19 protein-coding genes are annotated in these 23,608 nt (G+C 71.8%); 6 read left to right on the top strand and 13 right to left on the bottom strand.

The features are described 5' to 3' along the window. Window positions 1–13: 13 nt before the first annotated feature. Window positions 14–853, bottom strand: a complete 840-nt coding sequence (locus ALMP_RS16380; protein WP_264928637.1) for a hypothetical protein — start codon at window positions 851–853, stop codon at window positions 14–16. Between the two features lie 79 nt (window positions 854–932). Between ALMP_RS16380 and ALMP_RS16375 the strand changes: the two genes are divergently transcribed. Then, entirely contained in the window at window positions 933–1,718 is a 786-nt protein-coding gene (locus ALMP_RS16375) for an SDR family oxidoreductase (RefSeq protein WP_264928662.1), read from the top strand. 172 nt (window positions 1,719–1,890) lie between these two features. Beyond that, window positions 1,891–3,471 carry a sodium:solute symporter family protein gene (locus ALMP_RS16370; RefSeq protein WP_264928635.1) on the top strand — a complete coding sequence of 527 codons (1,581 nt, stop codon included), beginning with the start codon at window positions 1,891–1,893 and terminating at the stop codon, window positions 3,469–3,471. A gap of 68 nt (window positions 3,472–3,539) precedes the next feature. Here the strand turns inward: ALMP_RS16370 and ALMP_RS16365 are convergent, their stop codons facing one another. Beyond that, a complete protein-coding gene (locus ALMP_RS16365) occupies window positions 3,540–4,664 on the bottom strand; it encodes an ADP-ribosylglycohydrolase family protein (RefSeq protein ID WP_264928633.1) in 1,125 nt (374 codons plus the stop codon). A gap of 242 nt (window positions 4,665–4,906) precedes the next feature. Here ALMP_RS16365 and ALMP_RS16360 point away from each other — a divergent pair, with 242 nt between their 5' ends. Further along, window positions 4,907–5,437, top strand: a complete 531-nt coding sequence (locus ALMP_RS16360) for a DUF2165 domain-containing protein (protein ID WP_264928631.1) — start codon at window positions 4,907–4,909, stop codon at window positions 5,435–5,437. A gap of 16 nt (window positions 5,438–5,453) precedes the next feature. Here ALMP_RS16360 and ALMP_RS16355 read toward each other — a convergent pair whose 3' ends face one another. Continuing rightward, on the bottom strand, window positions 5,454–6,035 hold the full coding sequence (locus ALMP_RS16355; RefSeq protein ID WP_264928629.1) for a hypothetical protein: 582 nt from the start codon (window positions 6,033–6,035) through the stop codon (window positions 5,454–5,456). An 87-nt stretch (window positions 6,036–6,122) separates the two neighbouring features. Next, window positions 6,123–8,735 carry a bifunctional FO biosynthesis protein CofGH gene (locus ALMP_RS16350; RefSeq protein ID WP_264928627.1) on the bottom strand — a complete coding sequence of 871 codons (2,613 nt, stop codon included), beginning with the start codon at window positions 8,733–8,735 and terminating at the stop codon, window positions 6,123–6,125. Window positions 8,736–8,868: 133 nt separating this feature from the next. Between ALMP_RS16350 and ALMP_RS16345 the strand changes: the two genes are divergently transcribed. Next, window positions 8,869–9,552, top strand: coding sequence for a hypothetical protein (locus ALMP_RS16345; RefSeq protein WP_264928625.1), 684 nt, complete (start codon window positions 8,869–8,871; stop codon window positions 9,550–9,552). Between the two features lie 45 nt (window positions 9,553–9,597). Here the strand turns inward: ALMP_RS16345 and ALMP_RS16340 are convergent, their stop codons facing one another. Beyond that, window positions 9,598–10,443: an LLM class F420-dependent oxidoreductase gene (locus ALMP_RS16340; RefSeq protein WP_264928623.1), complete on the bottom strand. Its 846-nt coding sequence runs from the start codon at window positions 10,441–10,443 to the stop codon at window positions 9,598–9,600. Window positions 10,444–10,715: 272 nt separating this feature from the next. Between ALMP_RS16340 and ALMP_RS16335 the strand changes: the two genes are divergently transcribed. Continuing rightward, a complete protein-coding gene (locus ALMP_RS16335) occupies window positions 10,716–12,230 on the top strand; it encodes a CehA/McbA family metallohydrolase (protein WP_264928622.1) in 1,515 nt (504 codons plus the stop codon). Between the two features lie 112 nt (window positions 12,231–12,342). On the opposite strand, the gene ALMP_RS16330 is transcribed toward ALMP_RS16335, so the two are convergent. The 4 genes from ALMP_RS16330 to ALMP_RS16315 are packed head-to-tail and all read right to left on the bottom strand — an operon-like array spanning window position 12,343 to window position 16,861. Next, window positions 12,343–13,557, bottom strand: coding sequence for a Gfo/Idh/MocA family protein (locus ALMP_RS16330; protein WP_264928621.1), 1,215 nt, complete (start codon window positions 13,555–13,557; stop codon window positions 12,343–12,345). A 29-nt stretch (window positions 13,558–13,586) separates the two neighbouring features. Further along, window positions 13,587–14,930 carry a sugar ABC transporter substrate-binding protein gene (locus ALMP_RS16325; RefSeq protein WP_264928620.1) on the bottom strand — a complete coding sequence of 448 codons (1,344 nt, stop codon included), beginning with the start codon at window positions 14,928–14,930 and terminating at the stop codon, window positions 13,587–13,589. A gap of 11 nt (window positions 14,931–14,941) precedes the next feature. Next, window positions 14,942–15,877 carry a carbohydrate ABC transporter permease gene (locus tag ALMP_RS16320; protein ID WP_264928618.1) on the bottom strand — a complete coding sequence of 312 codons (936 nt, stop codon included), beginning with the start codon at window positions 15,875–15,877 and terminating at the stop codon, window positions 14,942–14,944. Between the two features lie 18 nt (window positions 15,878–15,895). Beyond that, the gene (locus tag ALMP_RS16315; protein WP_264928616.1) at window positions 15,896–16,861 is read right to left on the bottom strand and encodes a carbohydrate ABC transporter permease; all 966 of its coding nucleotides are present in this window, start codon (window positions 16,859–16,861) and stop codon (window positions 15,896–15,898) included. Window positions 16,862–17,025: 164 nt separating this feature from the next. Between ALMP_RS16315 and ALMP_RS16310 the strand changes: the two genes are divergently transcribed. Further along, on the top strand, window positions 17,026–18,186 hold the full coding sequence (locus ALMP_RS16310) for an ROK family transcriptional regulator (protein WP_264928615.1): 1,161 nt from the start codon (window positions 17,026–17,028) through the stop codon (window positions 18,184–18,186). Window positions 18,187–18,265: 79 nt separating this feature from the next. On the opposite strand, the gene ALMP_RS16305 is transcribed toward ALMP_RS16310, so the two are convergent. From ALMP_RS16305 to ALMP_RS16290, 4 genes are all read right to left on the bottom strand, one after another. Next, on the bottom strand, window positions 18,266–19,711 hold the full coding sequence (locus ALMP_RS16305) for an aldehyde dehydrogenase family protein (RefSeq protein WP_264928613.1): 1,446 nt from the start codon (window positions 19,709–19,711) through the stop codon (window positions 18,266–18,268). After that, window positions 19,708–21,561: an amidohydrolase family protein gene (locus ALMP_RS16300; RefSeq protein WP_264928661.1), complete on the bottom strand. Its 1,854-nt coding sequence runs from the start codon at window positions 21,559–21,561 to the stop codon at window positions 19,708–19,710. The genes ALMP_RS16305 and ALMP_RS16300 overlap by 4 nt, the downstream gene beginning before the upstream one ends. After that, entirely contained in the window at window positions 21,558–22,676 is a 1,119-nt protein-coding gene (locus tag ALMP_RS16295; RefSeq protein ID WP_375803491.1) for an LLM class flavin-dependent oxidoreductase, read from the bottom strand. The genes ALMP_RS16300 and ALMP_RS16295 overlap by 4 nt, the downstream gene beginning before the upstream one ends. Before the next feature lie 105 nt (window positions 22,677–22,781). Beyond that, entirely contained in the window at window positions 22,782–23,552 is a 771-nt protein-coding gene (locus ALMP_RS16290) for an SDR family NAD(P)-dependent oxidoreductase (RefSeq protein ID WP_264928609.1), read from the bottom strand. Between the last annotated feature and the right edge of the window lie 56 nt (window positions 23,553–23,608).

The raw sequence follows: 23,608 nt of genomic DNA, 5'->3' as shown, positions 1-23,608 counted from the left end.
CCACCTGAGCCGGTCACCTGAGCCGGTCGACGTACCGGTCGGTGCCCGGCACCGTCGGGATGAACGGTGCCAGCAGCTCCACCCTTCCCAGCCCCGACTCCCCCACCGCCTCCTCCAGGCCGGTGAAGTGCCGGTCCCAGGCGTCCCGGGGGTCGGTCTCCAGGAACCACAGGAGGGTCAGGCGGGTGTCGACGGCCTCGACCTGCTTGACGTAGGTCATGCGGTCGCCGGGGAGGGGGGTCGGGCGGAAGACGGTGACCATCGCGGCCGGGGAGGCGGCGAGGCGGCGCGGGAGGTGGCGGGTGGTCAGCCACCTCAGGAGGTCGGCGCGCTGCCGCGGGGACTCCGCGTCGACGACCTGGAGGACCAGGCCCGCGTAGGGGTGGTCCAGGGCGTGGAAGTCGCGGGGGCCGGCCGCGCCGTCGCGGTAGACGGTCGTCTCGTGGTCCTGGAACGCCGTGAAGACATGGGTGCGGTCGCGGTAGACGCGGGCGTCGTGGTTGAGGCGCTTGTTGATGGCGACCGTCCAGCGCATGTGGTCGTCGTAGCGGCCGTCGGTGATCCAGTAGGTGGAGAGGTAGCAGCCGGTGGTGACGGGCTGGGCGACGGCCGACTTCTCGGGGCGGCGCAGCAGTTGCAGATCCCTGGTCGCCACCCAGCGGCGGCCGGCGTACATCCAGGGCATGGCCATCGCGCCGGCGTAGTAGTGGTCGTCCTCGTACCAGCGGTTGTAGGCGTACTCGTGGCCCGGGTGGGGTTCGACCAGGGTGATCAGGGCGTGGCCCGGGCGGACCCCGTAGGGGCCGACGGCGGCCAGTTCGGCGTAGGTGTCGCTGCGGGTCTCCTCGCTCATGCGCTTTCCCTTCCGTCCTCCTGCGGTCGCCCATACTCTGACGCTCCGTCAGATGATGCGCCAGAGCCAGGAGGCCCCGATGTCGCTGCTCACCGGCAAGACCGTCGTCGTCTCGGGGGTCGGGGCCGGGCTCGGGCACCGGGTCGCCGCGGCCGTCGTCCGGGACGGCGGGAACGCGGTGCTGGGGGCGCGGACCGAGGCGCGTCTCGCCAAGAGCGCGGCGGAGATCGATCCGGACGGGGCGCACACGGCGTTCCGGGCGACGGACATCACCGACGAGGGGCAGTGCGCGGCGCTGGCGGGGCTGGCGCGGGAGCGGTTCGGAGGGATCGACGCCGTGGTGCATGTCGCGGCCTGGGACTCGTACTTCGGAGGGCTCCAGGACGCGGACTTCGCGACCTGGCGGTCGGTGCTCGACGTGAACCTGCTGGGGTCGCTGCGGATGACGCGGGCCTGTCTGGAGGGGCTGAAGGCGCGGGGCGGGTCCGTGGTGTTCATCGGGACGCAGTCGGCGGTGGCGGCGCCCTCGCAGGTGCGACAGGCGGCGTACGCGGCCTCGAAGGGGGCGCTGACCAGTGCGATGTACTCGCTGGCGCGGGAGCTGGGGCCGTACCGGATCCGGGTGAACACCGTGCTGCCGGGGTGGATGTGGGGGCCGCCGGTGCGGGCGTACGTCCGGTTCACGGCCGCCACGGAGGGGGTGGCGGAGGAGGTCGTGCTCGGCCGGCTGGCGGAGCGGATGGCGCTGCCGGAGCTGGCCACGGACGGGGACGTGGCCGATGCGGTGGCGTTTCTCGCCTCGGACCGGGCGCGGGCGATCACCGGTCAGTCGCTGCTGGTCAACGCCGGGGAGCTGATGCGATGACCGGCTTTTTCCGGCCAATTTCCGCTCCGGGCGCGGGTTCAGATATGTAAATCCAAGTCATCACGGAGAACATTTTTACTGGCTCTTGACCTTACGCTTCCTTGCCGTGGCCATGCCACCCATCTCAGAGTTCACATGCCTGACCCTGGCGGCGAACCCTGGAAGGGGGCACATGAACGGTCTCGACTGGGCCGTGCTCATCGGCTACTTCGGCGTGATGGTCGCCATCGGTGTCTGGTCCCACAAACGGGTCGACAACGTCAGCGACTTCTTCACCGCGGGCGGCAAGATGCCCTGGTGGCTGTCCGGCATCTCGCACCACATGTCGGGCTACAGCGCCGTCATGTTCACCGGGTACGCCGGCATCGCCTACACCTACGGCGTCACCTCCTTCATCACCTGGTCCTTCCCGATCGCGATCGGCATCGGCATCGGCTCCAAGCTGTTCGCGCCCCGCATCAACCGGCTCCGCTCACGTCTCCATGTCGCTTCCCCGCTGGAGTACCTGAAGAACCGGTACGACCTGAAGACACAGCAGGCGCTGGCCTGGTCCGGGATGCTGCTGAAGATCGTCGACGTGGGCGCCAAGTGGGCCGCCATCGCGACCCTGTTGTCCGTGTTCACCGGCATCTCGCTGAACCAGGGCATCCTCATCACCGGCACGATCACCGCCGTCTACTGCACGATCGGCGGCCTGTGGGCGGACGCGCTGACCGAGCTGGGCCAGTTCGTCATCCAACTCCTCGCGGGCGTCGCGATGTTCGTCGCCGTCCTGATGGAACTCGACGACAAGGGCCTCGGGCCGGTGAGCGCCTGGGACGAACCGGCGCTGAACGGCCACGAGAAGCCGCTGGTCGCCGACTACGGCGTGGTGTTCCTGCTGGCGTTCCTCTTCATCAAGCTGTTCGAGTACAACGGCGGCATGCTCAACCAGGCCCAGCGGTACATGGCCACGCCCAACCCCAAGGAGGCCGAGCGGTCGGCGCGGCTGTCGGCGGTGCTGTGGCTGGTGTGGCCGCTCGTGCTGTTCTTCCCGATGTGGATGTCGCCGCTGCTGGTGGACTCGCAGAAGCCGGACGGCTCCGACTCCTACGCGCTGATGACCGAACAGCTCCTGCCGCACGGTCTGCTGGGCCTGGTCATCGTCGGCTTCTTCTCCCACACGATGGCCATGTGCTCCTCCGACGCCAACGCCATCGCCGCCGTCTTCACCCGGGACTGCGCGCCGGTGATCTGGCCCAGGGCGAGGGCCTGGAGCCAGGGCCAGGGGCTGCGGGTCGCCCGTATCGCGACCGTCGTCTTCCTCGGCCTGTCCATGGCGGCGGCGACCCAGGTCAACTCCCCCACCTTCAAGGACATCATCACCGTCGTGATCAAGTGGGTGGCCGGTCTGATGGGTCCGATGGCCATCCCGATGATGCTCGGCCTGCTGCGGCCCTTCCGCCGCTCAGGACCGACCGCCGCCCTGGTCAGCTGGTCCATGGGCCTGCTCGCCTTCTGGCTGGTCAACTACCCGATCAACTGGAACGTCGACGGCGGGGTGCCGTTGCAGTACCAGGTGTCCGTGCCGCTGGCGGTGTCGCTGGTGCTGTACATCCTGATCGGCTTCCTCAAGCCGGAGGACACCCCCGAGCGGCTCGCGATCATCGACAAGATCAACTCGGACGGCGACGGGGACTCCACGGGGGCGGCGGCCGTACCGGAGCCCAGGGACACGGTCGGGGGGCAGCCGACGAGCCCGTCGGGGGTCTGACGACGGGGGCCGCCCGAGACAGCCCGACGGGCACTCGACGGCGAGACCCGGCGATACCAGTGGGCCCCTCAGTCGGCCCCGCCCCGTGGGTAACGGCTCAGCCATCCCGGCGAAGCCCCGGCGGGGCCGTGCAGGGCCGGTCCCTGGGTCATCTCCATCGCGAAGTCGTCGGCCAGTTCCAGGATCGTGGGGCGGCCCTCCAGCTCGGCCAGCCAGGCCGGCGGGAGGGCCGTCTCGCCGTGCAGGGCGCCGAGCAGCCCGCCGGTCAGGGCGCCGGTGGGGGCCGAGGGGGCGCCGTGGTTCACCGCGAGGCGCAGACCGTGGCGGACGTCCTCGGCGACCAGCGCGCAGTACACCGCGGCGGACAGCACCCCCTCCGCCGTCCCCGCCCCCGCCAGTTCCTCCACCCGCGCCGGCCCGGGCAGGCCCTGCCGTACGGCGCCCAGCGCCCGCTGCAACGCCTCCGACACCGGCTCGTGCCCCGGCCGCGCGGCCATCAGGGCCAGCGCCTGCTGCACCGCGCCGTCCAGGCTGTCGCCGCGGGCCAGCGCGTGCACGGTGACCGCGTACGCGCCCGCCGCCAGATACGCCGTCGGACGACCGTGGGTCTGGGCGGCGCACTCGACGGCCAGCTGGGCGACGAGCTGCGGCTCCCAGCCGACGAGCAGCCCGAACGGCGCGGAGCGGGCGGTGGCCTCGGGGCCGGTCGCGGCGGGGTTCTTGGGCTTCTCCAGGGTGCCCATGATGTCGTCGCCGAGCCCCATCAGCAGGGCCCGGGTGGGGTCGCGGCGGGCGTACAGCCACTCCTCGCGGGCCAGCCAGCCGTCGTCCTTGCGGCGCAGGTCGGGGCCCCAGTCGCGCTGGGTGGCCGCCCATCTCAGATACGCCCGGTGCAGATCCGTCGGCGGATGCCAGGCCCCGGTGTCCCGGCGCACCTGGGCGCGGATCAGGCCGTCCACGGTGAACAGGCTCAGCTGGGTGAGGTGGGTGACGGCGCCGCGCCGGCCGTAGGCGGGGGCGAGGTCGACCAGACCCTCGGGGCCGTGGCCCTGCCGGATCTCCTCCAGCCCGAGCCCGTCCACGGGCGCCCCGAGCGCGTCACCGACGGCGGCGCCCAGCAGCGTGCCCCGCACCCGGCTGCGGAAGTCCTGCTGTTCGGCACGGCCCCAGACGGCCCCGGCTGTCGCACCCACCAAGTCCTCCCCGGGCCCCGTCCGCACGTACGACGGTTCGCCACTGTAATCGAACGGGGACGCGGCGTTGAGGGGCGAACGGGCCAGGCCGGGGGCCGGGCGGGGCGCTATGCCCGGTGTGCCTGCTGTGTGCCGGGCCGGCGCGGGGGCACTGAGGTGCGGGTCTGGTGGAGGAGCCGTGCGCATCGCATTCTGGCGAGATGTGTACGGGAGTCGATCATCACTGTGGGCACATTTTCCCCATGACTACCCCTGACACCAGGCAGATCACCTCCACCACGGGTACCACCCGTGCCCTCACCCTCACCGCGACGCTGCTCACCGGCGTCGTCGCCCTCTACACCGCCCTGGTCGCCCTGGGCAACATCACCGACTTCGGGACCAACCAGCAGTTCGTGAGACACGTCCTCGCCATGGACACCACCTTCAAGGACGACGACCTGATGTGGCGGGCGATCACCAGCACGTGGCTCCAGGACGCCGCGTACGTCGCGATCATCGCGTGGGAGACCGTCGCCGCGGTCGTGCTGATCGCCGGTACGTGGTTCTGGGCCCGGCGCGACGAGGCCCGCGCGCGGCGGGTGTCCACGTACGGGCTGCTGATGCTGATGCTGCTCTTCGGCGGCGGGTTCATCGCGATCGGCGGCGAGTGGTTCGCGATGTGGCAGTCGTCGGACTGGAACGGGCTGGACGCGGCGCTGCGGGTGTTCCTGCTCAGCGGGGTCGTGCTGATCGTGCAGTACCTGCCGTTCGGCCGGACGACCACCGACTGACCGGCCTCGACAAGAGCTACTCGACGACCCGTACGCGTGTCTCCGTCGCCCCGAACGCCCACAGCGCGGACCCGTCGGCCTTCGCCATGCGGATGCCGCCGGTCTGTGCGCCGGAGGCGGCGGGCGGCGGGGACGAGCCGTCGACCGCGTTGGAGAAGGCGATGTTGACGCCCGACTTCACGGTGAAGTAGACGACGTGCTCGATCGCGACGCCGTCCGAGCCGGTGAGGGCGTCCTTGCGCACCGACACGGTGTAGGTGCCGGGGTCGGGGTCGACCGTGCCCGGCCAGACGGTGAAGGTGCGGCGGGCCGCGTCGTCCGCGTCCACCAGCCAGACCCGGTCCTGCCCCAGCGAGTACACGATCCGGCGGCCGGTGCCGGAGGCCTCCGGGACGGCCGGCGCCTTCGGCGGCGTCGACGGGGCGGCGGAGGCCGAGGGCTTGCCCGCGGACGGCGACGCGGACGGCCGGGCCGCCGACGCCGTCGGGTGCGGGCCCTTCTCGGCCTGCACCGTCAGCGCGGCGACCGCGACGATCGCGCCGGCCGTCAGGCCGGTGACCCAGGCCCACGAGGGCAGCCGTCGGGCTGGCACGGGCACGCATCTCCTCAGGTACGGGGCCCCGCTGCTCCGGGGGGTTCGATCATCGTACTGTGGGGCGCCCGTTGATCGGGCCCGTCCGGTCCCTCAGTCCAGCACCGGCAGCAGCTCCGGCAGGTGGCCGTCGGAGGCGGCGGCCGCGCGCCGCCGTTCCTCGGGGACCTCGCCGTAGAAGGTGGTGCGGGGCCGGGCCGGGCGGCCCGCCGCGTCGGCCACGGCGATCAGGTCCCGCACCGACTTGTAGGAGCCGTAGGAGGAGCCCGCCATCCGGGAGATGGTCTCCTCCATCAGCGTGCCGCCGAGGTCGTTGGCGCCCGAGCGGAGCATCTCCGCCGCGCCCTCGGTGCCCAGCTTCACCCAGCTGGTCTGGATGTTGGGGATGTACGGGTGGAGCAGGAGCCGGGCCATCGCGGTGACCGCCCGGTTGTCCCTGGTCGTGGGGCCGGGGCGGGCGATGCCCGCGAGGTAGACCGGCGCGTTGGTGTGGATGAACGGCAGGGTGACGAACTCGGTGAAGCCGCCCGTGCGTTGCTGGATCCGGGCCAGGGTGCGCAGGTGGCCGAGCCAGTGACGGGGCTGGTCCACATGGCCGTACATCATGGTCGACGTCGAGCGGATGCCCACCTCGTGGGCGGTGGTGATCACCTCGATCCAGGTGGCCGTCGGCAGTTTGCCCTTGGTCAGGACCCAGCGGACCTCGTCGTCGAGGATCTCCGCGGCCGTGCCGGGGATGCTGTCGAGGCCGGCTTCCTTCGCCGCCGTCAGCCACTCGCGGAGGGACAGGCCGGTGCGGGTGGCGCCGTTGACGACCTCCATCGGGGAGAAGGCGTGCACATGCATGCCGGGGACGCGCTCCTTCACCGCCCGCGCGATGTCGAAGTACGCCGTGCCGGGCAGGTCGGGGTGGATGCCGCCCTGCATGCAGACCTCCACCGCGCCGACCTCCCAGGCCTGCTGGGCGCGGTCCGCCACCTGCTCCAGGGAGAGGGTGTAGGCGTCGGCGTCGGTGCGGCGCTGCGCGAAGGCGCAGAAACGGCAGCCGGTGTAGCAGACGTTGGTGAAGTTGATGTTGCGGGTGACGATGTAGGTGACGTCGTCGCCGACCGCCGACCTGCGCACGTCGTCGGCCACCCGGCACAGGGCGTCCAGGGCCGGGCCGTCCGCGTGCAGCAGGGCGAGGGCCTCGTCGTCGGTCAGTTTCGTCGGGTCGTCGGCGGCCGTGGCGAGGGCCTGGCGTACGTCGGTGTCGATGCGCTGCGGTGCCATGCCGGGGGCGGCGGCCTCGCGCAGGGCGCCCCAGTCGCCGTACACCTCGTCGAAGTCGTCACGGCGGTCGGTGGTGCGGCCGTCGGTGTCGATGGCGCGGTGCAGGTCGGTGCGGCCGGACGCCTCGAACACCTCGTCCGGCTCCTGCCACGGCAGCCCCTGCGGGAGGGCCTCGGGGCGGGCCAGGCCGGTCGCCGGGTCGGCCAGCGCGCGCACGTGCGGCAGCAGCCGCGGGTCCAGCCAGGGTTCGCCGCGGGTGACGAACTCCGGGTAGACGCAGAGCCGTTCGCGCAGCTCGAAGCCGGCGGCCCGGGAGCGGGCGGCGAGTTCCTCGATCTGCGGCCAGGGGCGCTCGGGGTTGACGTGGTCGATGGTGAGCGGGGAGACACCGCCCCAGTCGTCGACGCCGGCCGCGATCAGCCGCTCGTACTCGCTGTCGACGAGGTTCGGCGGGGCCTGGATGCAGGCGGACGGGCCCATGATGTGCCGGGCGACGGCCACCGCGGCGACCAGTTCGTCGAGTTCGGCGTCGGGCATGCCGCGCATCGCCGTGTCGGGCTTGGCGCGGAAGTTCTGGATGATCAGCTCCTGGATGCCGTGGTAGGCGCGGGAGACCTTCCGCAGCGCGAACAGCGACTCCGCGCGCTCCTCGTACGTCTCGCCGATCCCGATGAGGATCCCGGAGGTGAAGGGGACCGACGAACGGCCCGCGTCCTCCAGCACCCGCAGGCGGACGGCGGGCTCCTTGTCCGGGGAGCCGTGGTGGGGGCCGCCGGGCTCGGACCACAGGCGGGTGGCGGTGGTCTCCAGCATCATGCCCATCGACGGGGCCACGGGCTTGAGGCGCTGGAAGTCGGTCCAGGACATGACGCCCGGGTTGAGGTGGGGCAGCAGGCCCGTCTCCTCCAGGATCAGCACGGAGACGGCGCGGACGTAGGCGATGGTGTCGTCGTAGCCGTGCGCGTCGAGCCACTCGCGCGCCTCCGGCCAGCGGTCCTCGGGCTTGTCGCCGAGGGTGATGAGGGCTTCCTTGCAGCCGAGGGCCGCGCCCTTGCGGGCGATGTCCAGGACCTCGTCCGGGGACATGAACATGCCGTGCCCGGCGCGCCTGAGCTTGCCGGGGACGGTGACGAACGTGCAGTAGTGGCACTTGTCCCGGCACAACCGGGTCAGGGGGATGAAAACACTCTTCGAGTACGTGATGACACCGGGCCGGCCGGCCGTCTCCAGGCCCGCGTCCCGCACCCGTCCGGCGGACGCGACGAGGTCGTCCAGGGCATCGCCGCGCGCCTGGAGCAGGACCGCCGCCTCCCCGACGTCGAGGGCGACACCGTCCCGGGCGCGTTTGAGGGCGCGACGCAGGGAGTTCTCGGTCGGGCCGGTGCCGCCGGGGCGGTCGGCGGGGCCGGTTCCGGAGGTCTCGGAGGTCGTCATCCTCCGAGCATACGATCACGGTTTCCGGGCGCGGGGCGCGGTCGGCGGCCGTGCGGAACCTGAGTACGCGTACCCATGCCGGTGCGCGGCCGTACCGATACGCCGGGCGCCTCGGCCGGTCTACGGTCCAGCCATGCCCGAGGAGATCACCATCGCCCCCGCCCCCGCCCGCCGCTCCGTCGCGCGGGCCGTCGGCATCGGCTGCGCCGTGCTCGTCGCCGTACCGCTGCTCCTCGTGATCGCCTTCCTCGTCTGGCTCGCCGTGGTGACGAAGGACGCGTCGGACTTCCCGCGCGTCGCCCCCGAGGAGATGGCGGCCCGCGCCGTCGACCGCTCCCGGGAGGCGTACGACGTGCTGGGGTTCACGCGCACCATCCCGCCGGGTGTCGAGGAGCTGGGCGTCTCCACCGAGAACACGCTCAGCTCGGGCTACTGCTACCGGGGCGGCATGACCGACGAGACCGTCGACGGCGCCTACCGCATGAGTCACGAGTGGGCGCTCGACGACGTCCCCGCCGAACAGGCGGTCCCCGCCCTGCGCCGGCTGCACGACCACCTCAAGAAGACCGGCTGGGAGATCAGCTCCTACCGGGAGAACGTCTCCGGGGACTACTGGTCCCTGTTCGCCTCCCGCTCGGACGGCGAGGAGCGGGTGTCCTTCCAGTGGTACGCGGACCGCGACTACTTCAGCGGCGACGCCTCCACGTCCTGCGCCGTGGACCCCGGCTGGAAGAAGGGCGACCTCGGACTGGCCGGCGAGAATCTGACGCCGGACGACTTCGGACCGTCGGGGAAGGGCGTCGCCGGGGACGACTAGACGACCGGTCGCCGCGGCGGACGGACCAGATGCGCGGCCGGCCGGTCAGACGTATGACGCGTACGCGTCCAGCGCCCGCAGGATTCCCGCCTCCCCCTCCGGCGGCAGCTGCACGACGACCTCCTCGATGCCGAGGTCCGCGTAGTGCGCGAGCTTGCCGGGGCTCGGGTGGACCGCGTACGGGACGACCTGGAGGGCCTCCGGCTCACGGCCCGCGTCGGCCCACGCCGCCCGCAGCACCGGCAGGGACTCCGACAGACCGCGCCCGCCGATCGGCAGCCAGCCGTCGGCGTACTCGCAGATGTGGGCGAACAGCTTGGGGCCGGCCGCCCCGCCGATCAGGGTGCGGGGGCCGACGACCGGCCCGCGCGGCTTCTGCACCGGCTTGGGGTGGGCGTGGCTGGCCCGGACACTCGCGAACGGGCCGTCGTAGGGGGTGGGTTCGTCGCTCCAGAGGGCGCGCATGAGGCCCATGCGGTCTCTGACGAGTTCCCGGCGGGTCCGCCAGGCGACGCCGTGGTCGGCGGCCTCCTCGACGTTCCAGCCGTAGCCGAGGCCGAGCGTGAACCGGCCGCCGGAGAGGTGGTCGAGGGTCGCGATCTGCTTGGCGAGGTCGATCGGGTCGTGCTGGGCGACGAGGGTGATGCCGGTGCCGAGCCCGAGCGTCTCCGTCACCGCCGCCGCCTGCCCGAGGGCGACGAAGGGGTCGAGGGTACGGCCGTACTCGCGGGGCAGTTCGCCGCCCGCCGGGTAGGGCGTGGTGCGCTCCTGCGGGATGTGCGTGTGCTCGGGCAGGTAGAGCCCCGCGAACCCGCGCTGTTCCAGCTCCCGGGCGAGGCGGGTCGGGGTGATCGTCTCGTCGGTGAGGAAGACGGTGACGGCGATGCGCATGGCGGGGCCTTTCGTCGCGGCTGACATCGTCATCTGTACCGGGAGAAAGGGCCCCTGTCCATACCGACCGGTCGGCATCCGGGGCGGCGGCGCCGTCAGAACGCGCCTCCGCTGTCCACCCAGGTCTCCTCGGTCGCGGCGCCCCGGCCACCGGCGCATCACCGCCCACCCCGGCGGGACCGCGAGCATCACCCTTCCTTCCGACCCTCCGACGCCCATGGTTTCTCCTTCCCTTCCTTGGAGGTTCACCTCCGAGGGGAACGGTTGCGGGCATGGGTGGCGACGTGAGCGACGAAGCAGGTATCGGGAGACGCGCGCTGTTCGTGACGGGGGCCGCCGCCGCGCTTACGTTGGGAGGCGTGAGCTTCGCGGCGGCCTCCGGTCAGGACCGGGAGACGAAGACGATCCGGGGAACCCTGCCCCCCGGGTCACCGGACTTCGTCTACCTGCCGGTGGAGGTTCCGTCCGGGGTACGGGAGCTGAGGGTCGCGTACGGCTACGACCGCCCGCCCGTGCCCGCCGGCACGCCCGGCAACGCGCTCGACATCGGCGTCTTCGACGAACGCGGCACCGAGCTGGGCGGTGCGGGCTTCCGGGGCTGGTCGGGGGGCGCGCGCACGGAGTTCTTCCTCCGCGCGGACGAGGCGACGCCCGGGTACGTCCCCGGTCCCGTGCGCCCCGGCACCTGGCGCATCGCCCTCGGCCCCTACACGGTGGCGCCGCAGGGACTGTCGTACGAGGTCACCGTGACGCTGACCTACGGCGAGCCGGGCGAGGCCGTGCCGCCGGAGTACCCGCCCACGCGGGCGAGGGGCCGGGGCCGGGCCTGGTACCGGGGCGACTGCCATCTGCACTCCTGGTACTCGGACGGCCGCCGCACGCCCGCCGAGATCGGGGCGCTGGCGCGGGCGGCGGGGCTGGACTTCATCAACACGTCGGAGCACAACACGCACGCGGGGCACGCCCACTGGGCGGACGTGGCGGGCGACGACCTGCTGGTGCTGCTCGGCGAGGAGGTCACGACACGCAACGGCCACGTCCTGGCGCTGGGCACGGACCCCGGCACCTTCGTCGACTGGCGCTACCGGGCCCGCGACAACCGCTTCGGCCGTTTCGCCCACCGGATCCGCCGGGCGGGCGGCCTGGTCGTCCCGGCCCACCCGCACGCCACCTGCATCGGCTGCGGCTGGAAGTTCGGCTTCGGGGAGGCGGACGCGGTGGAGGTCTGGAACGGCCCCTACACGCCGGACGACGAGGTGGCGCTCGCCGACTGGGACGCGATGCTCGTGGCCGGGGTGCGTCAGGGCCGGCGGGACTGGATCCCGGCGATGGGCAACAGCGACGCCCACCGCGCTCCGGACGTGGTCGGCCTCCCCCAGACGGTCGTCCTGGCCGACGACCTGACCCGCGAGGCGATCCAGGAGGGCATCCGGGCGGGCCGCTCCTACGTGGCCGAGTCGTCTTCCTTGTCCCTGACCCTCACGGCCACGGGCGGCCGGGGCGAACAGGCCGGCATCGGCGAGCGCCTCCCGGTGCCCCCGGACACCCCGGTCACCGTCCGCCTGACCGTCTCCGGCGCCCCCCGCTGCACCGTCCGCCTCGTCACCGACCAGGGCGTCCTCCACACCTCCGCCCCGCTCCCGGTCTCCGGCACCGGCACCGTGGAATGGCGGACGACCCCCTCCTACGCGGCGTACGTCCGAGCGGAACTCCGCCACGAGGTGGCGACGGGCCCCCTCCCGGGGGCACTGGCGGCGTTCACGAATCCGGTGTTCCTGGGGCGGTGAGCGGGGTCCCGGCGGACCGTCCGCACGTCTGACGGCGGGTGGACGGGCGCTGCGGCGGCGCTGGGCGGAGGGCCGGCGCGCCCACTGAAGGGACGCCGCCGCGGCGTGGACGCTAGCCCGCTTCGACGGTCCCCGGCGCGTCCCCGAAGTCCGGGATCTCCAGCCGTGCTCCGCCCTGCCGTGCGGACTCGTGGGCGATGATGCCCGGCAGGGTGTAGCGGGCCGCGACCCACGCGTTCACCGTCGGCAGGCTCCGGGTGGTGACCGCGGTCACGAAGTCGTCCACCAGGAAGTGGTGGCTGCCCTCGTGCCCGTTGTGCAGGTGGTCGAACTCCCGCGGCAGCCGCGACCGGTCGTGCACCGGCGCCGAGCCGGAGGTGAAGGCGGCCCGCAGCTCCGGCGCGATGTGCTGGAGCGAGGGGTCGTCGGGGGACATGGTCGGCTTGGGCTCCAGCAGCTCGCTGATGTCCTGTACGCCCTTCTTGTCCTGCCACAGGGCCACCGTGGCGAGCTGCTCCATGCTCGCCTCCGTGCCGAAGAAGCGGAAACGGGACTCCCGGATGTGCGAGGGGTAGCCGACCCGCCGGAACTCGTTCGTGCGGAACGATCCGCCGCCCGCCACCTCGAACAGCGCGGTGGCGTTGGAGACGTCGTTGCCGAACTGGCTGACCTCCCGGTCGAAGACGCCGTCGCCCCGGTCGTCCACGACGCCTATCGCCGAGACGCTGACGGCGTGCGTCTGCCAGGCGCCCAGCACCCCGCCCACCGAGTGCGTCGGGTAGAGCAGCGGGGGGTAGCTGGCGGTCGCCTTCCAGTTCTCGCCGCCGCTGTAGCGGTACGCGTCGTAGAACCCGAGGTCCATGTCGTGGACGTAGTCGCCCTCGGCGTAGAAGAGCCGGCCGAAGGCGCCCTGGGCGATCTGGTTCCGGGCGTGGACCGTGGCCGGGTTGTACTGGCTGGTCTCGCCCATCATGTACGTCAGTCCGGTCGCCTTGACCGCGTCGATGATCGCCGCGATCTCCTCGGTGGTGATCGCCATGGGCACCGCGGAGTAGACGTGCTTGCCGGCGTTCAGGGCCCGCAGCACGAGCGGGCCGTGCGTCCAGCGCTGGGTGAAGATCGCGACCGCGTCGACGGCCGGCGACTGGAGCATCGCGTCGTACGACGGGAAGGTGCCCGCCAGCCCCTGGGCCGCGACGAGTTGCTCGGCCCGCTCGGGCAGCAGGTCGGTGACGTGAACGTCGCCGACGCCGGGGTGGGCCTGGAACAGCGTGGCGAACTGGCCGGAGAACTGGCCGGCGCCGACGATGCCGAGAGAGAACGTCATGTGAGGCGTGCCCTTCACTGGTGGGGAGTTCACTGCGCGAGGATGCGGTTGATCTGGTCGTTGGTCTCGTCGAGGCTGCTCACCGGCGCACCGCCGCCGTAGATGTCCTCCATGGCGGGCGCCATGAGTGCCGTCATGTCCGCCGAGTAGCTGGCGATCGGGTACGAGAAGGTCCGGAAGGCGCGCTTGTCGGCCACGGGTTCGGTGAACGCCGACACGTCGAGGCCCTTCTTCTCGTACGCGGCGACGGCGGCCCGGGTGCCGGCCTCGGTGGCGGGGAAGACGACGGCGTACCGGCCGACGACGGTCTGGCACTTGTCCGAGGCGAGATAGGCCACCCACTTGCGGGCGCCGTCCTTGTTCCTGGACGCCTTGGTGATGGAGTCGGCGAGGCCGTTCATCATGGTGGCCCGCTTGCCGGTGGGGCCGACCGGGGTGAGCGCGGTCCTGATGTCCCGGCCCTTGAAGCCGGCGTAGGTGGAGAGCATCCAGGCGCCGTCGAACGCGGCGGCGGCCTTGCCCGCGGCGACCTGGGTATTGGCCTGGTTGGACTGGATGTTGTAGTCGGACAGGGGGGCCAGGTAGCCCTTCTTCGCCAGGCCGAAGTACCACTTCACGACGGACTGGAAGACCTTGCTGTCGTACTGGTACTTCGTGCCCCAGCGCGGCTTGTCCAGGTAGTTCCAGCCGGCGGAGGCGGTGAAGGTGCTCCACTGGGTCTGGCCGTCGCCGAAGCCGCCGCCGTTGGTGGCCAGCCCGTACACCTTGACGTTGTTCTTGTCGAAGCCCGGTTCGTCGCCCCGCCTGCCCTTGTTGTCGACGGTGAGGCGCGCGATCGCCTTCTCGAAGGTGCCGCCGTCCTCCGGGTTCCAGGACAGGTCGTTCAGCTGCTCGGCGGTGAGCCCGGCGTCCTTGGCCATCGTGTCGTTGTAGAAGAGCGCGACGGTGTCCCAGTCCTTGGGGGCGCCGTAGCGGTGGCCGTCCTTGCCGATCCAGTTGTCGGCGAGGCCTGGCTGGTAGTCGGACGACTCGATGCCGAGGTCGTCGAGCGGTTCGAGGACCTTCAGGTCGGCGAACTGGCCGAAGTTCTGGATGTGGTCGGTGAACACGTCGGGCTGGGTGCCCGCGATGAAACCGGCGGTGAGCTTGGTCCAGTAGTCGCTCCAGCCCAGCTGGGTGATCTTGACGTTCAGTCCGGGGTTCTCCTTCTCGAACCCCTTGGCGCAGGCCTGGTAGGCGGGCAGCTGGTTGGCGTCCCACAGCCAGTACGTCACGGTGTTCGCGGACGATGCCCCGGCGCCGCCCTGCGCGCAGCCGGCCACCAGGGACAGCGTCAGCGCGCCGGTCAGCGCGGTCAGCGTACGAATGCGCATCACGGTCCCCTTTACTTGATCCCGGTGAAGCCGATGGAGCTGACGATGCGGCGGGCGAAGCAGCCGAAGAGCACCAGCATCGGCAGCGCGGCGATCAGCGTCGCCGCCATGAGTCCCGACCAGTCGACGCCGGTCTGCGGGGTCTGCGACCGGAAGACCGCCAGCGCCACGGTCAGCACTCGGGAGCTGTCGCTGTAGGAGACCATCAGCGGCCAGAAGTAGTCGTTCCAGGCGGTGATGTACGTCAGCACGCCCAGTGTGATGATCGGTGTGGACGCCATCGGAAGGATCACCCGGAAGAAGATCCGGACCTTCCCGGCGCCGTCGAGCAGCGCGGCCTCCTCGACCTCCCGGGGGACGTTCATGAAGAACTGCCGCAGGAAGAACACCGCGAACGGCGTCATGAAGAGGCTGGGCAGCGCGATGCCCAGCAGGGTGTCGACCAGGCCGAGTTCCTTGACGAGCACGAAGTTCGGCAGCAGCGTGAAGATGGTCGGCACCATCAGCCCGGCCAGGAACAGCCCGAACACCTGGTCCCGGCCACGCCAGCGCAGCCGCGCGAAGGCGTACGCGGCCATCGCGGAGAAGAAGATCTGGCAGCCGGTGACGAGGGTGGAGACGATCAGCGAGTTGAGCAGGTAGCGCCAGAAGTCGAGTCCGCCGCCCGCGCCGCCCTGCGCGATCGCCTCCTTCGCCGACTGGAGGCCGAGGGCCCGCTGGAAGCCGGTGGTGGTGAGGTCGACCGGCAGCGGGTCGGTGGGGTCGGCGCCCAGGCCGGCGTTGGTGGAGAGCGCGGTGCGCAGGATCCAGTAGAACGGCAGCAGGGTGATGAGGACGATCAGGCCCATCGCGGTCCAGGCGGCGGCCCGCCCGGGGGAGAAGCGGCGCCGGGCCCTTCCCCCGGTGGTCGGCGCGGTCGTCGGCGCGGTCGTTGTCACGGCGGCCATGTCGGTGTCTCCCTTCCGTCAGCCGAGGTCGGTCCGGCCGGCCCGGGTGAGCCGGTATTGCAGGACGGTGATGGCGCTGAGGACGACCAGCAGGGCGACGGACATGGCCGAGGCGTAGCCGAACTGGAAGCGGCCGAAGGCGGAGCCGTAGATGTAGTACTGGAGCACGTTGGTGGCGTTGGCCGGGCCGCCCGCCGTGGTCACCGCCACGGTGTCGAACACCTGGAACGACCCGATCACGGTCATGATCAGCACGACCGCCAGCACCGGCCGCAGCAGCGGCATGGTGATCCGCCAGAACATCCGCCACTCGCTCGCGCCGTCGACCCTCGCCGCCTCGTACATGTCGTTCGGTATCGCCTGGAGGCCGGCGAAGAGGAGCAGCGCGGTGTAGCCGACGTGGCGCCAGACGTTGATGAGGGCGATCGTGGGGACGGCCCAGGTCTCGTCGGCGAGGAAGGGGACGCGGTCGGCGCCGAGGGCGACGACGATCTCGTTGCCGATGCCCAGCTGGGTGTCGAGGATCCACAGCCAGACCAGGCCGGCGACGACGTTCGACATCAGGTACGGCGTGAGCACGATCCCGCGCAGCACCGCCGACTGCGTCAGCCGCTGGAGGAGCACGGCGATGGCGAGGGCCGCGACCGTCTGCACGCCGATGTTGATGACCACGTACTGGACGGTGACCTTGAGGGAGTTCCAGAAGATGGGGTCGTGCACCATCCGCGTGTAGTTGTCCAGGCCCACCCACTCCGCAGGGGTCAGCAGGTTGAAGCGGGTGAAGCTCAGGTAGACGCCGCGCAGCGTCGGCCAGAGCAGGAAGACGGTGAAGCCCAGCAGGGCGGGGGCGAGGAAGACGGCGGCCAGCCGCCCGTCACCCTGGTTCTCACGGTCCTTCGCCCGTCCCGTTCTCGGCTTGGCTCCCCGGTCCGTCGCGCCGTCGAGGGGCAGGCGCGACGGAGGGCTGCTGGAGGCGATGGTCATCGGGAGACTCCTCGCATGCGGCGGCTCATCCTGATGCGCACTTACTTTTGGCGCGGAACAATCCATGCGTCAAGAGGCGTGCCGGTATCTTCTCCGAACCCGCTTTGCCGCCATAGAATGACCTTGTTGATTTCGGTGCGAAAAAAATCAAGGGGCGGAGGGTCATGACCGCAGGTGCCGCCAGCTGGCTGCCGCTGAGCCCGGGCGAACGCTCCGTGGCGATCGAGGTGCTCGTCCACGGGCCGCTGTCGCGCACGGATCTCGCCCGGCGGCTCGGCCTGTCGGCCGGCAGTGTCACCCGGCTCACCAAGCCGCTGATCGAATCAGGCCTGCTGATCGAGGTCCCCGAGGCGGGGACGGCGGCGGAGGCGCGCCAGGGGCGCCCCTCACAGCCCCTGGACGTCGTCGCCGGCTCCCGCTCCTTCCTCGGCTTCAAGATCACCGAGGACATGGTGTACGGCGTCGTCACCACCCTCAGGAGCGACATCGTCGCCCGCCACGACCGCCGTCTCAGCACGCACGACCCCGCCGAGGTCGCGGCGCTGCTGGCGGAGATGACCGCGGAACTGTCCCGTGACCGTCCGCGCCCGGCCGGGATCGGCATCGGCGTGGGCGGTCATGTCCAGGACCGTACGGTGGTCGACGAGTCGCCGTTCCTGCGGTGGCGGGACGTCCCGCTGGGCGACCTGGTCGAGGAACGCACCGGGCTGCCGGTGGTCGTCGAGAACGACGTCGCCGCCCTCGTCGAGGCCGAGACGTGGTTCGGTGCCGGGCGGGGCCTCGACCGCTTCGTCGTCCTCACCATCGGCGCCGGCCTCGGTTACGGGCTCGTCCTCGGCGGCAAGCGGGTGCCCTCCGCGGAGGAGAACCGCGGCCTGGGCCGCCACTGGATCGTCAACCCCAACGGCCCGCTCACCCCCGACGGCCGGCGCGGCAGCGCCGTGTCCCTGCTGACCATCCCCAACATCCGCTACCAGATCCGGGCCGCCACCGGCCGCGACCCGGGCTACGAGGAGATCCTCGCGCTCGCCGCCGCCGGGGACCCGATGCCCGCCCGCGTCATCGAGGAGGCCGCGCAGGCGCTCGGCACCCTCGTGGCGCAGATCGCCAACTTCGTCATGCCGCAGAAGATCCTGCTCGCCGGGGAGGGGGTCGGCCTGATGGACGTGGCCGGGAAGACGGTGGAGGAGACCATCCGCGTCAACCGGCATCCGCTGGCCGCGCCGGTCGATCTGGAGACCAAGGTGTCCGACTTCCACGACTGGGCGCGGGGCGCGGCCGTACTGGCGATCAAGGTGCTGGTGCTGGGCACGGCGGACGCCTGACCCGCGCGGGACGTCATGCCGGCCGCCCCGCCGCCGGCCCGGAAGGCACGGCGGGCCCCTGACCCCGGCGCGGGACGGCTCAGCCCGGCCAGACGATCGCCTGCACCTCGCTGTAGGCGTGCAGCGCGTACGAGCCGACGTCCCGGCCGACCCCGCTGCGTTTGAAGCCGCCGAACGGGGCCTCCATGTTGCGGCCGACGGTGTTGACGCCGACCCCGCCGGCGCGCAGGCGGCGGGCGACGCGGAAGGCGCGGGCGACGTCGCCGGACCAGACGTAGTCGATCAGGCCGTAGTCGCTGTCGTCGGCCAGGGCCACGCCCTCGTCCTCGTCGTCGAAGGGGATCACGACGACCACCGGGCCGAAGATCTCCTCGCGGGCCACGCGCATGTCGTTCGCGCAGTCGGCCAGCAGGGTCGGGGCGACGTAGAAACCACGCTCCAGGGGCGGGCGTTCGCCGCCGGTGACCACCACCGCGCCCTCCTTGCGGCCGAGGTCGACATACCCCTCGACCCGGTCGCGGTGGGCGGCCGAGATCAGCGGGCCGACCACGGTGTCCGGCTCGCGCGGGTCACCGACCTTCAGCCGGGCGGCGTAGGCCGCGAGACGCTCCACCAGCCGCTGGTAGACGCCGCGTTGGGCCAGTACCCGGGTGGGGGCGGTGCAGATCTGGCCGCTGTAGAAGGAGAACGTCGTGCCGATGCCGGCCACCGCCGAGTCCAGGTCCGCGTCGTCGAAGACGACCGCCGCGCCCTTCCCGCCCAGCTCCATCAGCTGGCGTTTCATCCCGCGGCCGCACACCTCGGCGATGCGCCGGCCGACCGCCGTGGAGCCGGTGAAGCTCACCATGTCGACGTCCGGGGACGCCACCGCGATCTCACCGACCTCCACCGCGCGGCCCGAGACGACGTTCACCACGCCCGGGGGCACGCCCGCCTCCGCCAGCGCCTCCGCCATCCGGTACACGGACAGCGGGTCCTGCGGGGCGGGTTTGACGACGACCGTGTTGCCCATGGCCAGCGCCGGGGCGACCTTGCCCGCCGGGTTCGCCCACGGGTTGTTGTACGAGGTGACGCAGGTGACCACGCCGACCGGCTGCCGCACGGCCAGCGCGCCCATCACGCCCGCCCGTCCCATCGGGCCGGCCTCGTTGATCTGCGGCGGGATCGCCCACTCGGACGGCTCCACGCGCGCGTACCGCCGGAAACGCGCGATGCCGACACCGACCTGCATCGCCCGTGCCGTCGCCGTCGTCGCGCCGGTCTCCGCCCGGGCCAGCTCGGCGTACGGCCCGAACCGGCTCGCGATGATCTCCGCCGTGCGGGCGAGGAGCGCGGCCCGCTCCTCGGGGGCCGTGCGCGACCACGGTCCGAAGGCCTCGCGGGCGGCGGCGCAGGCCGCGCGCACCTGGTCCGGCGAGGCCTCCGGCGCCAGTCCGACGGTCTCCTCGGTCGCCGGGTCGGTCACCTCGTAGTGGCCGCCGTCCGGCTCGACCCACGCGCCGCCGACGAACAACCGCTGGTTCACCGGGTGGCCACCGTCCGGGTGTCGCGGCCGGACCGCAGCACCTTCCCCGCCACGGCACCGGTGACCACGTCGTCCCGGACGGCCGCGACCCCGTTGACCCAGACCGCGCGCACGCCGATCGGCCGGGAGTCCAGGCGCGGGCTGCCGCCCGGCAGGTCGTGCACCAGGGTGGCCCGGCCGGCGTCGATCCGCTCGGGGTCGAAGAGCACCAGGTCGGCGTGGAAGCCCTCCTCGATCCGGCCCCGCCCGCGCAGCCCGAACAGCCGGGCCGGGTCGTCGGTGAGCATCTTCACCGCCTGCTCCGGCTCGACCAACTTCCGGCCGCGCAGACAGTCCCCGAGGAAGCGCGTGGTGTACGGCGCCCCGCACATGCGGTCCAGGTGGGCGCCGGCGTCGGAGCCGCCGAGCAGGACGTCCTCGTGCCGCCAGGTCTCGGCGCGCAGCGCCCAGGACGCCGGGTCGTTGTCGGTGGGCATCGGCCACAGCACCGTGCGCAGCTCGTCGGCGGCGCAGATCTCGACCAGGCAGGCGAAGGGGTCCTGGCCGCGTTCGGCGGCGATGTCCCGTACCACCCGGCCGGTCAGGCCCTGGTTGGCCTCGCTGTAGGTGTCGCCGATGACGTACCGCCCGAAGTTCGCGAGCCGCCGGAAGACGCCCGCCTCCTTGGAGTCGGCGCGCCGCAGCATCTCCGCGCGGACGTCGGGGTCGCGCAGCCGCGCGATGCGCTCCGGGACGGGCAAGGCGAGGACCGGGCCCCAGCCGGGGAGCAGGTTCAGGGCGCAGAAGGTGCCCAGGGACATGTTCATCGGGGTGAGGATCGGCATGGTCAGCGCCACGATCCGGCCGCCCGCCTTCCGCGCCCGCTCGCTCGCCTCCAGCTGCCGGGGGACGCGCTCGGGGACGGTGGCGTCGATCGTCAGGACGTTCCAGTTCAGGGGGCGTCCGGCGGTCGCGCTCATCTCCACCAGCAGGTCGATCTCGGGGTCGCTGAACTGGTCCAGGCAGCCCGCGACGATCGCCTCGATCTGTGTGCCCTCGTGCTCACCGACGGTCTTCGCCAGCGCCAGCAGCTCGTCCGGCCGCGCGTGCCGGGAGGCGACCGGCCTGCCGTCGCCGTCGTCATGGGTCGAGGACTGTGTGGTGGACAGCCCCCAGGCGCCCGCCTCCATCGCCTCCCCCAGCAGCCGGGTCATGGCGGCGAGCTGCTCCTTCGACGGCTGCCCGCCCACCGCGTCCGGCCCCATCACATACCGCCGCAGCGCGCAGTGCCCCACCATGAAGCCCGCGTTGACGGCGATCCGCCCCTCCAGCGCGTCCAGGTACTCCCCGAAGCCGCGCCAGTTCCAGGGCGCCCCCTCCTCCAGCGCCACCAGCGCCATCCCCTCCACCCGCGACATCATCCGCCGGGTGTAGTCGGCGTCCTCCGGGCGTGCGGGATGGAGCGGGGCGAGGGTGAACCCGCAGTTGCCGCCCACGACCGTGGTCACCCCGTGGTCGAGGGAGGGTGTGGCGTAGGGGTCCCAGAAGAGCTGGGCGTCGTAGTGGGTGTGGGGGTCGACGAACCCGGGGGCGAGCATGAGCCCGGCGGCGTCCTCGACGGAGCGGGCGGCCTCGGTGACCTTCCCCACCACGGCGATACGGCCGTCGCGTATCCCCACGTCGGCGACCCGGGCGGGCGCGCCCGTCCCGTCGACGACGGTCGCGCCTTTGATGACGTGATCGAGCATGCGGTCCTCCTCAACTCCGGCGGGGGCGGCTCCCCGAGGGGGCGCGGGGCGGTGTCGGTGTGCGGCTGTGCCGCGTGGGCGCGGGCGACCGGGAACGGGCCCGCACCCGCCGACGGCGGTCAGGCGGCCTGCCGGAACCGCGTGGTCCGATGGACCGGGTCCGTGTCGATCTTCGGGATCACGTGCTCCCCGATCAGCCGGATCGTCCGCAGCGTCTCCTCCTTCGGCACCCCCACCGGCAGCCCGAAGCTCAACTGGTCCGCCCCGGCCTGCTCCCACCGCTTGCACTGCGTGAGCACCTCGTCCGGGTCGCCGCAGATCAGCAGCTCCTCCTCGATGAGCAGCTCGACGAAGTCGGCGGTGTACTCGGGCAGCGTCTGCGGCCACTCCGGGAAGCCCTCGGGCCGCGGGAAGGTGTCGTGGTAGCGGAAGACCAGCGAGGGCAGGTAGTGCAGCCCGCCGTTCACGGCGACCCGTACGGCCTCCTCGTGCGTCGGCGCGCAGATCGCCGTCGTCGTCACCATCACGTTGTCGTTGACGAAGTCCCCGACCGGCTCGGCGTCGACGATCGCCGTCTTGTACTGCTCCAGCACCCACTCCATGTCGGAGACCTTCTGCACGCTGAAGCCCAGCACCCCGAGCCCCTTGCGGGCGGCCATCGCGTACGACGGGGGCGAGCCGGCCGCGTACCACATCGCCGGGTGGGATTTGCCGTACGGCTTGGGCAGCACCTTGCGCGGCGGCAGCGACCAGTGCTTGCCCTGGAAGCCGGCGTACTCGTCCTGGAGCCACATCTTCGGGAACTCCGCGATGGTCTCCTCCCAGATCTCCTTCGTGTGGTTCATGTCGGTGATGCCGGGGAGGAAGCCGAGGATCTCGTGGGAGCCCGCGCCGCGTCCGCTGCCGAACTCGAAGCGGTTGCCGCTGAGGTGGTCGAGCATGGCGACCTTCTCGGCGACCTTCACCGGGTGGTTGACCTGGGCGAGCGGGTTGAAGATGCCGGAGCCGAGGTGGATGCGTTCGGTGGCGTGGGCGAGATAGCCGAGGAAGACGTCGTTGGCGGAGAGGTGGGAGTACTCCTCCAGGAAGTGATGCTCGGACGCCCAGGCGTACTTGAAGCCGGAACGGTCCGCCTGGATGACGTACTCGGTCTCCTCCATCAGCGCCTTGTGCTCGGCGAGCGGGTCGGTCTCGGCGCGCTTGCCCACGTATCCCTGTACAAAGAGCCCGAATTCCAAGGAGGTTCACCGTCCCGGGTCCATGGTTTCTGACGGATCGTCAGATACATCGGTTGCCGCCGACTGTGGCACCGGGCGGGTGGACCGTCAATAGCCGACCAGGCGTCAGATCACACTGACCCCGGCCAGCCAGCCCCCGTCGATCACGAACGGCTGGCCGGTGATGTAGGAGGAGTCGTCCGAGGTGAGGAAGAGGGCGAGCCGCGCCACCTCCTCCGGCCTGCCGATCCGGCCGAGCGGCACCAGCTTGCGGTAGAGCCGGTCCAGGCCCCGCGCCGTCGCCTCGGCGTCCGCCTCCGGGTCCAGCAGGGCGGGGTTGGACATGGGGGTGTCGATGGCGCCGGGGCACATCGCGTTGACCCGGATGCCCCGGGGCGCCAGCTCCAGCGCGGCCACCCGGGTCAGCCCGAGGATGGCGTGCTTGGTGGCGGCGTACGCGCCCACGGCCGCCATGCCGGTCAGCCCGGTGTAGGAGGCGGTGTTGACGATCGTGCCGCCGTCGGCCATCTGAGGCGCGACGGTCTTCACGCCGAGGAAGCAGCCGACCTGGTTGACCTGGACGACCTGCATGAACTCGTCGAGCGGGGTCTCCAGGAGGGTGTTGAAGCGCAGGATGCCGGCGTTGTTGACCAGTCCGTCGATCCGGCCGTACGCCTCCCGCGCGGCGGTGACGGCGCGGCGCCAGTCGGCCTCCCGGCTCACGTCGAGGTGGACGTGGAGCGCGCCGATCTCCTGGGCGAGCGCCTCACCCCGCTCGTCGAGAACGTCGGCGACGACGACCTCGGCGCCCTCCTGCCGGAACAGGCGGGCCTCCTGCTCCCCCTGGCCGCGCGCGGCGCCTGTGACGAGGACGACACGTCCGTCGAGCTTGCCCATGCGGACTCCCTTCGCGGTGCGTTGGCCGAGGTCAGCGTACCGCTATGGCTGACGAT

The organism is Streptomyces sp. A012304 (assembly GCF_026008495.1).
In the GTDB taxonomy this organism is placed as follows: Bacteria; Actinomycetota; Actinomycetes; order Streptomycetales; family Streptomycetaceae; genus Streptomyces.
Note: the sequence above shows the minus strand (reverse complement) of the source record. Positions and strands in the feature narration are given on the sequence as shown.

Bases quoted from the DNA above. Each gene is read 5' to 3' on its own strand.
- ALMP_RS16380 (WP_264928637.1), bottom strand. From the start codon at position 853: ATGAGCGAGGAGACCCGCAGCGACACCTACGCCGAACTGGCCGCCGTC.
- ALMP_RS16375 (WP_264928662.1), top strand. From the start codon at position 933: ATGTCGCTGCTCACCGGCAAGACCGTCGTCGTCTCGGGGGTCGGGGCC.
- ALMP_RS16370 (WP_264928635.1), top strand. From the start codon at position 1,891: ATGAACGGTCTCGACTGGGCCGTGCTCATCGGCTACTTCGGCGTGATG.
- ALMP_RS16360 (WP_264928631.1), top strand. From the start codon at position 4,907: ATGACTACCCCTGACACCAGGCAGATCACCTCCACCACGGGTACCACC.
- ALMP_RS16350 (WP_264928627.1), bottom strand. From the start codon at position 8,735: ATGACGACCTCCGAGACCTCCGGAACCGGCCCCGCCGACCGCCCCGGC.
- ALMP_RS16345 (WP_264928625.1), top strand. From the start codon at position 8,869: ATGCCCGAGGAGATCACCATCGCCCCCGCCCCCGCCCGCCGCTCCGTC.
- ALMP_RS16340 (WP_264928623.1), bottom strand. From the start codon at position 10,443: ATGCGCATCGCCGTCACCGTCTTCCTCACCGACGAGACGATCACCCCG.
- ALMP_RS16335 (WP_264928622.1), top strand. From the start codon at position 10,716: ATGGGTGGCGACGTGAGCGACGAAGCAGGTATCGGGAGACGCGCGCTG.
- ALMP_RS16330 (WP_264928621.1), bottom strand. From the start codon at position 13,557: ATGACGTTCTCTCTCGGCATCGTCGGCGCCGGCCAGTTCTCCGGCCAG.
- ALMP_RS16325 (WP_264928620.1), bottom strand. From the start codon at position 14,930: ATGCGCATTCGTACGCTGACCGCGCTGACCGGCGCGCTGACGCTGTCC.
- ALMP_RS16320 (WP_264928618.1), bottom strand. From the start codon at position 15,877: ATGGCCGCCGTGACAACGACCGCGCCGACGACCGCGCCGACCACCGGG.
- ALMP_RS16315 (WP_264928616.1), bottom strand. From the start codon at position 16,861: ATGACCATCGCCTCCAGCAGCCCTCCGTCGCGCCTGCCCCTCGACGGC.
- ALMP_RS16310 (WP_264928615.1), top strand. From the start codon at position 17,026: ATGACCGCAGGTGCCGCCAGCTGGCTGCCGCTGAGCCCGGGCGAACGC.
- ALMP_RS16290 (WP_264928609.1), bottom strand. From the start codon at position 23,552: ATGGGCAAGCTCGACGGACGTGTCGTCCTCGTCACAGGCGCCGCGCGC.